13 protein-coding genes are annotated in these 13,608 nt (G+C 46.5%); 12 read left to right on the top strand and 1 reads right to left on the bottom strand.

Annotated features, from left to right (window positions below; genetic code table 11):
* From COW15_RS16760 to COW15_RS16775, 4 genes are all read left to right on the top strand, one after another.
* On the top strand, window positions 1-192 hold a 192-nt coding region (locus COW15_RS16760; RefSeq protein ID WP_293633940.1), incomplete at its 5' end, for a hypothetical protein.
* 251 nt (window positions 193-443) lie between these two features.
* Window positions 444-857: a septal ring lytic transglycosylase RlpA family protein gene (locus COW15_RS16765; protein ID WP_293633942.1), complete on the top strand. Its 414-nt coding sequence runs from the start codon at window positions 444-446 to the stop codon at window positions 855-857.
* 199 nt (window positions 858-1,056) lie between these two features.
* The gene (locus COW15_RS16770) at window positions 1,057-1,914 is read left to right on the top strand and encodes a sulfurtransferase (protein ID WP_293633944.1); all 858 of its coding nucleotides are present in this window, start codon (window positions 1,057-1,059) and stop codon (window positions 1,912-1,914) included.
* Window positions 1,915-2,017: 103 nt separating this feature from the next.
* Complete coding sequence (locus COW15_RS16775; RefSeq protein WP_293633946.1) at window positions 2,018-2,527, top strand: DUF2937 family protein; 510 nt, start codon at window positions 2,018-2,020, stop codon at window positions 2,525-2,527.
* 123 nt (window positions 2,528-2,650) lie between these two features.
* On the opposite strand, the gene COW15_RS16780 is transcribed toward COW15_RS16775, so the two are convergent.
* Entirely contained in the window at window positions 2,651-3,958 is a 1,308-nt protein-coding gene (locus COW15_RS16780; protein ID WP_293633948.1) for an FAD-binding oxidoreductase, read from the bottom strand.
* A gap of 233 nt (window positions 3,959-4,191) precedes the next feature.
* Here COW15_RS16780 and COW15_RS16785 point away from each other — a divergent pair, with 233 nt between their 5' ends.
* The 8 genes from COW15_RS16785 to COW15_RS16820 all read left to right on the top strand — a co-directional run bounded on the left by COW15_RS16785 (window position 4,192) and on the right by COW15_RS16820 (window position 13,595).
* Complete coding sequence (locus COW15_RS16785) at window positions 4,192-4,740, top strand: cupin domain-containing protein (RefSeq protein WP_293633950.1); 549 nt, start codon at window positions 4,192-4,194, stop codon at window positions 4,738-4,740.
* Between the two features lie 423 nt (window positions 4,741-5,163).
* Window positions 5,164-5,925: a gamma-glutamyl-gamma-aminobutyrate hydrolase family protein gene (locus tag COW15_RS16790; RefSeq protein WP_293633952.1), complete on the top strand. Its 762-nt coding sequence runs from the start codon at window positions 5,164-5,166 to the stop codon at window positions 5,923-5,925.
* A gap of 2 nt (window positions 5,926-5,927) precedes the next feature.
* Window positions 5,928-7,283, top strand: coding sequence for a glutamine synthetase family protein (locus tag COW15_RS16795; protein ID WP_293633954.1), 1,356 nt, complete (start codon window positions 5,928-5,930; stop codon window positions 7,281-7,283).
* A gap of 632 nt (window positions 7,284-7,915) precedes the next feature.
* On the top strand, window positions 7,916-9,016 hold the full coding sequence (locus COW15_RS16800; protein ID WP_293633956.1) for a polyamine ABC transporter substrate-binding protein: 1,101 nt from the start codon (window positions 7,916-7,918) through the stop codon (window positions 9,014-9,016).
* A 173-nt stretch (window positions 9,017-9,189) separates the two neighbouring features.
* Window positions 9,190-10,326 (top strand): polyamine ABC transporter ATP-binding protein, encoded by a 1,137-nt coding sequence (gene potA, locus COW15_RS16805; RefSeq protein ID WP_293633958.1) that lies wholly within the window; start codon window positions 9,190-9,192, stop codon window positions 10,324-10,326.
* Window positions 10,323-11,228, top strand: coding sequence for an ABC transporter permease subunit (locus tag COW15_RS16810; protein WP_293633960.1), 906 nt, complete (start codon window positions 10,323-10,325; stop codon window positions 11,226-11,228). Before potA ends, COW15_RS16810 begins: the two co-directional genes overlap by 4 nt.
* Window positions 11,225-12,040, top strand: coding sequence for an ABC transporter permease subunit (locus COW15_RS16815; protein ID WP_293633962.1), 816 nt, complete (start codon window positions 11,225-11,227; stop codon window positions 12,038-12,040). The genes COW15_RS16810 and COW15_RS16815 overlap by 4 nt, the downstream gene beginning before the upstream one ends.
* A 268-nt stretch (window positions 12,041-12,308) precedes the next feature.
* Entirely contained in the window at window positions 12,309-13,595 is a 1,287-nt protein-coding gene (locus COW15_RS16820) for an FAD-binding oxidoreductase (RefSeq protein ID WP_293633964.1), read from the top strand.
* The last annotated feature ends 13 nt before the right edge of the window (window positions 13,596-13,608 follow it).

The following is a 13,608-nucleotide window of genomic DNA, read 5'->3' on the forward strand; positions in this document are numbered from 1 at the left end:
TACGTTAATGCTAAAAAGGTGAGCCAAGGTGATTTGCGAGACGACCGTCCGCCCCCATGGATGGGGCGGTCGAGCATCCAGGGAGGGACTTGCTGCGTGTCGGTGAGTGAACACCATGGCTTGCCCATCAGTAGGGGCCAGCATTTAAGTTACCAAACAAGTTATTTAGTCGTACTAGGCCTCTATTTTTAACGCTATTCTGTCTGTTTTTTAAGTCAGTATGTCCGCAACCTTTTGGCTTCAAACCGAGAGCATTCACCTGTAAATACGTGATTTTAGCGTGCAACTGCGGTAGCCTCGTGGACATTTATTGTTTCTTGTTCTGATCTTTTAGGATGTGGGCCTTGAGCTTTGTCATCTAAGGTTATTCGTTATTTTCCCTGTGACGTTTGCTGAGCCTATTGCTCGTCAGTAAAGCGTTCACTCATTAGAGAGGGGGTCGTGTGAATGCACTTCAAAACATAATTAAGCCGCTCAATTTCGTCAAATTAGCTGTGCTGGCATTGTTAAGTTTTTTGGCCGGTTGTTCTTCAATGCAGACGGGTGAGAATGGTAATTGGGTGGGATTCACTGAAGCTGGCCAGGCTTCCTTTTATGGGGATAAACATCAAAATAAGCAGACGGCCAGCGGTGAGCTTTACCAGCATAAATTAAAGACGGCGGCGCATAAAAAGCTGCCCTTTGGCTCGAGCGTTAAGGTCACCAATGTCGATAATGGTAAAAGTGTGATTGTGAAAATCAATGATAGGGGGCCTTTCGTGCGTGGCCGTATTATTGATCTGTCTAAATCGGCCTTTAGTAGCATAGGCAACACTTCCTCTGGTTTGATTGATGTGAAAATTGAAGTCATTAAGTAGCGGCTATTTTAAAAATGAGCGGCTTGAGAGCACTGTTCAAAATACGGCTTCGCCGCAATCTAATGATTGAGTGCATAAAATCGAGTCCACGCTTTTAAATAAAACCCCAAAGCAGACAATTTGTTAAGCCGATATTTGGGCTTTATGACATTTGGTGAGAGACTAGTGGCAGACTTAGATAACAGTAAAAGGACCCGCTATGGAATACCCACTTGTTAGCACGCAGTGGCTCGAAGCACACCTCACCGATCCCCATTTAGTCTTGCTCGATGCCAGTATGGAAACCGTTATTGGTAAAGACCCCCTAGTTTACGATGAGCCTATTTGCATTCCGCGCTCACGTCGGTTCGATGTGGAAAATGTATTTTGTGATACGACTTCCACCCAAATCCATGCCTTGCCGACATTTGAGCAATTCATTCAAGGGATAGCGCAACTTGGCATTGAGACTGACAGTGTTATCGTTATCTATGATAATCAAGGTATTTATTCATCCCCACGGGCATGGTGGACCTTTAAAGTCATGGGCTTTAATCGAGTCTATGTGCTTGATGGTGGCTTGCCCCAGTGGATTGAAGAAGACCGCATCACTTCATCGCGTTATCAAGCCGAAGGCGTCGATTATGGCCCGACGGATATCGATACTTTAGCTGATGTACTGCAATACCACCCCGAGCGGGTGGTGGATGCCGAGGCCGTGTTATCACGTATCGAAGATGCCGAAACCGCGATTGTCGATGCCCGTGGGGCGCCACGGTTTTTAGGTCAAGTCAGTGAGCCGCGCCCCGGTGTGCGCTCAGGGCATATTCCTCGCTCGGTTAACCTACCCTTCGCTCAAGTGCTCGATGGCAATAAAATCAAAACGGCCAGTGAGTTACAGGTTATTTATCAAGGGCTAGCTGCGGATAAGTCTGCACGGATATTTAGCTGTGGTTCTGGGATTACGGCGTGCATTTTGATCTTGGCTTCGGTAGCGGCGGGGCATACCAATCCCATTCTCTATGATGGCTCCTGGGCGGATTGGGGCAGTCGTACCGATCTCCCCATAGAGTGCTAAGTGAGCTTTATATTGACATTCGTGCTGTAGATTAAGTTAGCGTGGTTTTTGTTGAACATCATGGGATTTTTACGTCGTTTGGCAAAATGCTAAGGAGACGGTCTTGATTGGCAGATTAATTGATAAGTTGATGTTTGGGTTGATTCTGGTGATTGCCTTACAGTTACCGCAACTGGCTGATCATTATCAGCAATTTCTAGCTGGGCTTTATGAGTCGACTCGATGGCAGGTTGAGGGTTACGAGGCAACGGCTAAGGAATATCATTATGCCGATGTTGAGGCCATGATTGCCCGTCACCAGCAAAATGAGGAACCTAGTGTGCGTGCCGACGCCGAACAAAAGCTGCAGACACTGGCGCTTTATAAAGAGCTAACACAGGGCGTGGCGATCTTTAATACGGGCAATTTGTTTGAGAAAACTGCCTATATGTTTAATCCCGTCCGCTTTGATTATCTTAAGAAAACCATCAGCAACTTTAAGTCTGGGATACCTTTAACCGCCAGTGGGATTGGCTTTGGTGTTGTGGTGGCGTTAGGCGTGCATTACCTTGGTTCTATCCCTTTTATCCTGTGTGCAAGGCGTAAAAAGCGGCAGAGATTGGCGAGCACTTAAACAATGAGCATTTAAACAATGAGCACTTAAATGACTCGTACTTAAATAATAGTGATGCCCATCGAATCGTTTATCCGGTGGGCATCATGCGCTAGTTTTTAAACAAGTCCTTAAAATAAGCTCTTAAAACAAGTCCTTAAATCTATGATACAGCATGCCAGCCGCGAGCATAGGTGAGCGAAATGTCGGGCCGCCGGGGAAGGTCATGTGCTTGATTTTAGCGAATACATCGAAATGTCCCGCCTGTTGGCAAATGGCCTCGGCCAGTAGTTTGGCCGCCATATGGGTGGCGTTCACCCCATGTCCCGCATAGGCTTGGGCATAGAAAATATTATTGGCATCGGGTAGGCGACCAATTTGTGGCATACGGTTAGCACCGATACCTATCATACCGCCCCATTTATAATCGATGCGTACGCCTTTTAACTGCGGGAACACCTTCTCCAGATTTGGTCTCAGTGCCGCTTCAATATCTCTGGGGTCTTTACCTGAGTAAGTGCAGAGGCCGCCAAACAGCAGCCGGCGGTCTGCGGATAAGTGAAAGTAATCTAAGGCAATTCGCATATCGGCGAAGGCCATATTTTGCGGAATGATACTCGCGCATTGGGCTTCGGTTAAGGGTTCTGTCGCCAGCAAATAACTGCCAGCGGGCAAGACTTTACCACCGAGGTAAGCATTGAGTTTATGGCCTATATAGGCATTGCCCGCCAAGACTAAATATTGGCAATTGACAGATCCCTTGGCGGTAATGACCTTAGGTCTAGCCCCTTGAATAATCTTCTCTGCAGCACTGTATTCAAACAACTGAGTACCGAGATTGCGGGCGACTCGGGCTTCACCGAGGGCAAGATTGAGCGGATGCAAATGGCCACTGCCCATATCGACTAGCGCACCTTGATAAAAATTTGAACCTATGACTTCACCTAGTTGTGGCTTAGTTAACAGCTTGATTTCTTGCTGATAACCCATGGCTTTGAGTGCGCTAAATTCTTCTTCAAGCTCATCCATATGGCGAGGTTTTACCGCTAAGTCGCAATACCCCATTTGCAGATCGCAGTCGATTTGATGTTCTTGGATGCGATTGCGCACAATTTCCACCGCTTCAAAGCCCATTTGTTGAATGGCTTGCACCCCTTCTATGCCGATTTCATTTTGAAATTGCGAAGGGTCATGGCCTATGCCGCGAATGAGTTCGCCGCCATTACGCCCCGATGCCCCCCAGCCGATACGCTTGGCTTCCAATAAAACCACACTCAGCCCACGCTGAGTGAGTTCAATCGCGGTATTGATGCCGCTAAAGCCGCCGCCCACAATACAGACATCGGCGCTGATTTCGCCTTCAAGCTGTGGATGCGCATAAATTTCCTTCGCTGTATCCACATAATATGAGTGTGGGTACTGTTCGCTGTGCACTGGGGGGGGACTTGCCATTATGGCTCCAAAAATTGTTTTTATTGTAAATTGGACTTGTCTCAGTATACTCATCACACTTTTAACATGGCACAAAAAAGTGTTCGTTTTATTTAACACGCTTTTTATGTAGAATACAATGAAAGCGGTAAAACACGCGCTTGGGAGCGAAAAATCGCCCTAGATGGTGTTTATCCTGAACAACCTGTTCGTCATCTATCGGGGAGACCCGAGCCTTTGGGGAGATGTTAAATTTGGATATTGGAGCCAGTCTCAAAACTGTTCGAAAAATGAAAGGCTTATCTCAACGAGAATTGGCCAAACGTGCTGGTGTGACTAACAGTACGATTTCAATGATCGAAAAAAACAGTGTTAGCCCATCGGTCAGTTCTTTGAAAAAAGTATTGTCTGGTATCCCTATGTCTTTAGTGGACTTTTTCTCCATTGAGGCCTCATCTGATAGTGAGCAGAAGGTTGTTTATCGCTCCGATGAGTTGTTGGATATTGGGACGGGTCCATTGGAGTTTAAGCTGATAGGCCGTGACTTTCCGAATCGTGCAATGTCAGTGATGAGCGAAACCTATCCACCTGGCTCTGATACGGGTGAGGAGATGCTAAAGCACGAAGGTGAGGAAGCCGCTATGGTGGTCGAGGGGAAATTGGAACTGACTGTTGGGGATGACATTTATATTCTGGCTGCGGGTGATAGCTATTATTTTAACAGTGAGTTGCCCCATAGATTTCGCAACCCCTTCGACGAACCTTGCCGTTTGGTGAGCGCGACGACACCGGCAAATTTCTAATTAAATCACCAACTTGCTATATTGGTTAGGCCACTTATTCGCTAAAAGTGAGTGGCGTAATACTGTTATTCAACACAACTGCGTATTTATCTTTTCTCATCCTGTCATATTTGTTATATACCCTCCTCTTTGTGTAAATAATATTGGTTCAAATTTAACTCGGATACGATTTAATTTACGCTACAAAAAGCGGGGTTTTTGCCAACTGAAGCACTATTTTATTCACATGAAATAACATTAAATAACCTGAATATAGATTTAACTATATGTTATTTATACCTATTAATCGCAGGCGGATTAAATAGCCTTTAACAAGTACTTAACCTCTTGCCTAGGGGGTAAATTCGGTGTACTGTGTGAAAAAATGAACGTTTGAAGTTAAAGTGTTCGTTATGCTAGTAAAATAAATTCTTAAGGTGAGCTATGTCTGTCGAGTTGCCCTTCATTGGCGTGATTGCATGTAATCAACAGTTAGGATCACATCCTTTTAATATAGTGGGTGAAAAATACCTACTCGGTGTAGTGAATGGCGCGAAAGGTTGGCCCTTAGTGATCCCGTCTTTGGGGGCGGACCAACCCATTGAAGCTATTTTGGCACGACTCGATGGCCTTTTGTTTACTGGCTCACCTTCCAATGTTGAACCCCACCATTATGCAGGCCTTCCCAGCGAGGAGGGGACACACCACGATCCCAAACGTGACGCGACCACGCTGCCGCTTATCCATGCTGCCATTGCAGCTGGCGTGCCAGTGCTGGGGATTTGTCGCGGTTTTCAAGAGATGAATGTAGCTTTTGGGGGCAGTTTGCATCAAAAGCTCCATGAGGTGGGTGGTTTTATTGAACATAGAGAAGATAAAAATGCCTCGTTAGAGGTGCAATATGGGCCATCCCACAGTATCACTGTGGAGCCTGGGGGGGTCATTTACGAGGCCTGGGGCCGTAGCTCTGCAGAGGTTAACTCTGTTCATACTCAAGGCGTGGAGCGTCTGGGTGTTGGGTTGCGGCCAGAAGCTTATGCTCCCGATGGATTAGTGGAGGCTTTCTCCGTAATAGGTACTAAAGAATTTGCCCTAGGTGTGCAATGGCATCCGGAATGGAAGGTGAGTGAAAACCCATTTTACCTGTCTATTTTCAATGCCTTCGGTGATGCATGCCGACGTAGGGCGACAACTCGAGTGAAATAATAATGAATAAGCTAATCGCTTTTTTAAAAGAACGAAAAATCACAGAAGTCGAATGTGTTATCAGTGATATGACCGGCATTGCCCGCGGTAAAATTGCCCCAGTAGATAAGTTTGTCTCTGAGAAGGGCATGCGTTTGCCCGAAAGTGTGCTGTTGCAGACGGTGACCGGTGATTTTGTCGGTGAAGATATTTATTACCGCTTACTCGATGATGCGGATATCGATTTTGTCTGCGTTCCCGATGAAAATGCCGTCTTTATGTTGCCTTGGACCATAGAAGCCACGGCACAGGTGATCCACGATTGCTATGACAGAATGGGCAATCCTATCGAGTTATCACCTCGTAACGTGTTGAAAAAAGTGTTATCCCTCTACGAAGAGAAAGGTTGGGAACCTGTTATTGCACCGGAAATGGAATTCTATTTGACCCGCCGTAGTGATGACCATGACTTACCGCTCAAGCCGCCTATTGGGCGTTCGGGTAGACCCGAGGCGGGCCGCCAGTCATTCTCTATCGATGCAGCCAACGAATACGACCCCTTGTTTGAAGACATGTATGACTGGTGTGAAATTCAAGGCTTAGATATCGATACCTTGATCCATGAAGATGGCCCCGCACAAATGGAGATCAACTTCAGTCATGGCAACCCTCTATCTCTAGCCGATCAGGTTTTTATCTTCAAACGTACCCTACGTGAAGCGGCTCTTAAGCACGATGTGTGTGCTACTTTTATGGCCAAGCCGGTTACCGATGAACCGGGCAGTGCGATGCATATTCACCAGAGTGTGATTAATAAAGAAACAGGTAAAAATATTTTTACCAATGAAGATGGCACTCAAAGCGCATTATTTCTGAGTTATATTGCAGGGTTACAGAAATTTATCCCTGAGTTGTTACCTTTGATGGCGCCGAATGCTAACTCCTTCCGTCGTTTTCTTCCCGGAACATCTGCCCCGGTTAACTTAGAGTGGGGTGTTGAAAATCGTACCTGCGGTCTACGTATTCCTGAGTCGTCACCACAAAATCGTCGTATCGAAAACCGTATCCCAGGCGCCGATGCTAACTGCTATTTAGCGATTGCAGCGAGTTTGTTATGTGGTTATATCGGCATGGTCGAAGGACTAAAACCCTCGACGCCTGTGCAAGGCAAATCGAACGAAAGTCGTAGCAATAACCCGCATTGCTTGCCTCTAACCTTAGAGGAAGCGTTAGCGGCAATGGAAGAGAGTGATGCCTGTAAGGAATATTTAGGCGAAGCCTTCACTACGGGGTTTGTGGCGGTAAAACAGGCCGAACTTGAGAACTTCCGCCGTGTGGTCAGTTCTTGGGAACGGGAGTTCCTGCTTCTGAGTGTGTAATGCGGGTTGTTTTAACATAGAAATGGCTCGGCATTTGGCTATCTTGACTCAACATGTTGCCTATGTTCGAGCCGAGTTAAAAAATCCTTCGCACTACTTTGGTGCTCTTGATTAACTTTGGTTGCTTAACTTTAGTGCAGCAGTATTTTTAACTCAAAGGCCGTTATTTATCTGAGTTTGGGTAAATAAATTTATGTAGACCCATTCAGTTAGGCATGAAGCGGAAGATTTTTTTCAGCATTGGTATTATGTACAAACAAGATTAAAATTTATTTTAGCTAACTGGTTGTTAGTCAAATTAAAAAGATACTTTATTTTGATGGTTTCAGCGGTTGTTTTAGGGACTTGAGGCATTTGCCTTAATGTTGCAATATGTAGGGTATGTGTCATATCTAGTCTGTTTTTGTGAGTGTTAATGCAATCGTGAAAACAGATCAATTTGGCATGAAATCTGATATCTACAAATTGCAGCGACCTAAATCAGAAGGCATGATTAGGGTGCTGTAGAGACTGCCGATGCGGTTTTTAAGGTGTAGCATTGGTCGAGAATAACAACAATAACCGAGCTGTTGGTCGGTGACACAATTTCAGAATTGATATAGGCAATTCTGCTACCCGAGAAAGGAGAAAGCATGAAGCTATTTAATAAGATGACCACTCTGGCTTTAGTGACGGCCGGCGCACTCGCTAGCGTCGCAGCACAGGCCGAAGAAGTGGTGCGCATGTATAACTGGTCTGATTATATCGCGGAAGATACCTTAGAAAACTTCAAGAAAGAAACGGGCATTCGGGTGGTTTACGATGTGTTTGACAGTAACGAAGTGCTGGAAGCTAAGTTATTGTCTGGCCGCAGTGGTTATGACATCGTTGTGCCTTCTAATCACTTTCTTGCAAAACAAATCAAAGCCGGTGCTTTTAAGCCGTTAGATCGTTCTAAACTCCCTAACTTTAAAAATCTTAATGCTGAGCTGATGAAACAGCTTGAAAAAGCCGATCCGGGTAATCAATATTCAGTGCCTTATTTATGGGGTACTAACGGCATTGGTTACAATATCGATAAAGTGAAATCCGCCGTGGGTGAGGATGCGCCATTTGATTCTATGGAGCTGATTTTTAACCCTAAATATGCTGAAAAAATCTCAAAATGCGGTTTTGCTATGTTAGATTCCGCCGACGATATGGTGCCACAGGCCATGATTTACTTAGGCTTAGATCCCAACAGCACTAAGGCAGAAGATTATGAAAAAGCGGGTGAATTACTGGAAAAAATCCGTCCCTATGTGACTTATTTTCATTCATCGCGTTATATCTCCGATCTCGCCAATGGTGATATCTGCGTGGCCTTTGGTTTCTCCGGTGACGTATTCCAAGCTGCGGCCCGTGCCGATGAAGCGGGGAACGGCAATAAGATTGGTTATTCGATTCCCAAAGAAGGGGCTAACCTCTGGTTCGATATGTTAGCTATTCCAGCCGATGCGGCGAACGTTGAGAATGCCCATAAGCTTATCAATTATTTGTTGCGTCCTGACGTAATCGCCCCCATCTCTAACTATGTAGCTTATGCCAATCCAAACGATCCGGCTCAGCCTCTAGTTGATGAGGCAATCCGCACCGATCCCGCAATTTATCCACCTAAAGAAGTCCTAGAGAAGTTGTACATTGGTGAAATCCGCCCCCTAAAAGTTCAACGCGTACTCACCCGCGTGTGGACCAAAGTGAAGTCTGGCCAATAATCGATTCGGGGCAGGCTCTGCTTGCCCCTGCTTTGGTCTACTCACTAAATACATAGACTATCCCCTCAGCATGGTTGGGAAGGGTCAACAGATTTAGCCTCTATTCATTAATTTATTGTGTAAATCCCAAGTGTTGAGCGTGCTATCGTATCAATCTTGGGTGGAGAAGTACTATGGCAAGCACCTCGGGCGTCACCAATAAACCGACAACAAAGACGCAAGAAAAAGTACTGCTCAAGATTGAGCGGGTAAGCAAACTCTTCGATGATGTCCGCGCGGTTGATGATGTGTCATTGACTATTAATAAGGGAGAGATTTTTGCCTTACTCGGTGGCTCAGGCTCGGGTAAGTCGACCCTATTGCGCATGTTAGCGGGATTTGAAAAGCCCACCTCTGGCCGTATTTATCTTGATGGTGAAGATATCACCGATTTACCCCCCTATGAACGTCCTATTAATATGATGTTCCAGTCCTATGCTTTATTTCCCCATATGACTGTCGCGGAAAATATTGCCTTCGGTTTAAAGCAAGATAAGCTGCCTAAAGCTGAAATTGAACAGCGTGTGCAGGATATGCTCAAGCTGGTGCATATGGAGCAATACGGTAAGCGTAAGCCGCACCAGTTATCCGGTGGCCAGCGTCAACGTGTTGCACTAGCACGCTCCCTTGCCAAACGTCCCAAATTATTACTGCTCGATGAGCCTATGGGGGCATTGGACAAAAAACTGCGTACGCAGATGCAGTTAGAAGTGGTTGAAATTCTTGAGCGCGTCGGCGTGACTTGTGTGATGGTGACCCACGACCAGGAAGAAGCCATGACAATGGCGGGGCGTATCTCCATCATGAGTGATGGCTGGATTGCCCAAACGGGCTCGCCAATGGACATCTATGAGAGCCCAAATAGCCGCATGATTGCCGAATTTATCGGTTCGGTGAATCTCTTCAGTGGTGAGATTGTGGTCGATGAAGTCGACCATCTGATCATCAAGCCCAACGAGTTAGCCCAATCTTTTTATGTGGGTTATGGTGTAACGACCAACGTCGAAGATAAACATGTTTGGTTAGCCGTGCGCCCCGAAAAGACCATTATTAGCCGCGAGCAGCCAGAGGGTGAATATAACTGGGCAAAGGGGGTTGTGCATGATATCGCCTATTTAGGCGGGATTTCAGTGTATTACATTCGTTTGGAGAATGGTCAAATTGTCCAGTGCAGTATGACTAACCGTGAGCGCCGCGCCGATCATGCCACCTGGGGGGATGAAGTATTCATCAGTTGGGAGGACACCAGTGGCGTGGTGTTGAGATCATGAAGATACCGTCAAAATTAAAATGGCTGAAAGGGCGCGTCTGGACCATAGGATTTCCCTATGCTTGGTTATTGCTGTTTTTTGCTTTGCCCTTTGCGATAGTCCTTAAGATCAGCTTCTCAACGGCGGCGATTGCCATACCCCCCTATGAAGCCACGTTCCAATATAGCGACGATGTGTTAAATATCTTCCTGCATTTAGGTAACTATTTGATGTTGCTTGATGATTCGCTGTATTACACGGCTTATCTCAGCTCATTGAAGATGGCGTTAATTTCGACCATCGGCTGTTTGATTATTGGCTATCCAATGGCCTATGCGATTGCCCGTGCCCCAGCGCGTTTGCAAACCGTGTTGTTATTGTTAGTCATGCTGCCTTCGTGGACCTCATTCCTGATTCGAGTTTACGCTTGGATGGGGCTGTTGAGTAACACCGGCATTATCAACAATACCTTGATCTGGTTAGGTATTATTTCCGAGCCGCTCCAGATCTTAAATACCAATATTGCCGTATATATCGGCATCATCTATGCCTATCTGCCCTTTATGATCCTTCCGCTTTACGCCACCTTAGTAAAGATGGATATGAGCCTTATCGAAGCGGCATCGGATTTAGGTTCTAGCCGATTAAATACCTTCTGGAAAATTACGTTCCCACTCTCTAAGAGCGGTGTGATTGCCGGTTCTATGTTAGTGTTTATTCCTGCCGTGGGTGAGTTTGTGATCCCAGAACTCCTCGGCGGCCCAGATTCCCTGATGATAGGTAAAGTGTTGTGGCAAGAATTCTTCAATAACCGTGATTGGCCCGTGGCCTCCTCATTGGCGATTGTGATGTTGGCACTCTTGATTATTCCTATTACCTTATTCCATCGCTATCAGGCCCGTAGTTTGGAGAAAGACCTATGAAAAAGCTGAGTTTTTCTTCTGTGATGTTGTGGTTCGGACTGTTTTTTCTGTACGCACCTATGCTGATCCTGGTGATTTATTCATTCAACGAATCTAAGCTCGTGACCGTATGGGGAGGATTTTCCCCTAAATGGTACGGGGAATTATTTAAGGATCAGCAAATTTTGGATGCGGTTTGGACCAGTTTGCGGATTGCATTTTACAGTTCCACCATGGCGGTGATCATTGGCACTATGGCTGCCTTTGTGATGACGCGTTTTAAGCGTTCATGGGCAAAGTTAACCCTATCAAATATGATCACAGCACCGCTGGTGATGCCTGAGGTGATCACGGGTCTGTCTTTGTTACTGCTGTTTGTGCATATGGCGGATCTCTTAGGTTGGCCAAAGGAGCGTGGCATGTTGACTGTGTGGATTGCCCACTCGACCTTCTGCGCCGCCTATGTGGCCGTGGTCGTGTCCTCAAGACTGCGTGAGTTGGATATGTCGATCGAAGAGGCGGCAATGGACTTAGGGGCAACACCGCTTAAGACCTTCTTCCTGATCACTGTGCCTATGATTTCGCCGGCACTAGTGGCGGGTTGGTTGTTGTCTTTCAGCTTATCCCTAGACGACTTAGTGATCGCAAGTTTTGCCTCGGGCCCAGGAGCAACAACCTTGCCTATGGTGGTGTTCTCCTCGGTGCGTTTAGGGGTATCACCTAAGATCAACGCCCTAGCGACGCTGATCATTCTGTGTGTGTCTTTAATCGCCTTCCTCTCTTGGTATATGGCAAGACGAGCCGAACAGCGTGAGCGCATGCCGCTTAACTAATGATAAAAGCAGCTGATAAAAGCAGCTGATAAAAGCAGCATGGCCTTATTAATCAAGGTTATGCTGCTTATTTTCAATAAACCCCTCTCCAGCCATTTTCGTTAAGCCATATTCACACTTTGGTCATACTGGGCGCAGAATATTTGCCTGTTTGAAATATCAAACAAAATGTAAATTATTATGCTTTTGTGGCTAGTCATTCGATTTTTGAAGGTGTAGGATGTGATAGTTGTTTAAAATAATGAACAAAAAAACTCAAGGGAACATCATGTCTGCCATACCCCACACTGGATCATATTATGCGGCATCGGCCAACGATAAAGTCGAACGCCCGCGCCTACAGGAATCGATTGAAGCCGATGTTTGTGTGATTGGCGCGGGTTATACGGGCCTTTCTGCCGCACTGCATTTATTAGAATCAGGCATGAGTGTCGTGGTGTTAGAAGCCGCTCGCATTGGCTGGGGCGCCTCGGGCCGTAATGGCGGGCAGATCGTCAATAGTTATAGCCGTGATATTGATACCATTGAAAAAACCGTCGGCAAAGAACAAGGTAAGCTCTTTGGCAAAATGGCCTTTGAGGGCGGGCAGATCATCCGCGATCGCATCGCTAAGTACAACATTCAATGCGATCTCAAAGATGGCGGTGTGTTTGCTGCGATGAACGAAAAGCAAATGGGCCATCTGCGCCATCAAAAACAACTGTGGGAAAGCCATGGCCATGTTAATCAGCTTGAACTCCTCGATGCCAAAGGCATTCGCGGTGTGGTAAATACTGAGCGCTATGTCGGTGGTATGTTAGACAAAAGCGGCGGCCATATTCACCCGCTTAACTTAGCCCTAGGCGAAGCGCGGGCGGTGGAATCCCTCGGCGGTAAGATTTTTGAAGACTCGGCGGTGTTGAGTGTCGATGAGGGCGATAGCCCTGTTGTGCATACGGCGCAGGGCAGTGTCAAAGCCAAGTTTGTGGTCGTGGCGGGTAACGCCTATTTAGGTAAGTTAATGCCAGAGCTACAGGCAAAATCTATGCCCTGCGGCACGCAAGTGATCACCACAGAGCCCTTGAGTGCCGATCTGGCGGCGAGCTTATTACCACAGGATTACTGCGTCGAAGACTGTAACTATTTGCTCGATTATTTTAGGCTTTCAGGCGACAAGCGGATGATTTATGGCGGCGGCGTAGTCTATGGCGCCCGCGATCCGGCCGATATCAAGTCGATCATCATTCCGAATATGCTCAAAACCTTCCCGCAATTAAAAGATGTGAAGATCGATTATGCCTGGACGGGTAACTTCCTCCTGACACTGTCGCGCCTGCCACAGGTCGGTCGTATCGGTAAGAACATCTATTATTCACAGGGCTGCAGTGGCCACGGCGTCACTTATACCCATCTGGCGGGCAAGTTACTGGCCGAGATGCTCAATGGCCAAGCCACGCGTTTCGATGCCTTTGCTGCATTGCCACATTATCCCTTCCCCGGTGGTCACGCACTTCGCATCCCTTTTAGTGCTATCGGAGCTTGGTATTACACTTTGAGAGACAAGCTAGGTATCTAGTCTGTTTCATTTA

This window comes from Shewanella sp. CG12_big_fil_rev_8_21_14_0_65_47_15, assembly GCF_002783505.1.
Taxonomy (GTDB): domain Bacteria; phylum Pseudomonadota; class Gammaproteobacteria; order Enterobacterales; family Shewanellaceae; genus Shewanella.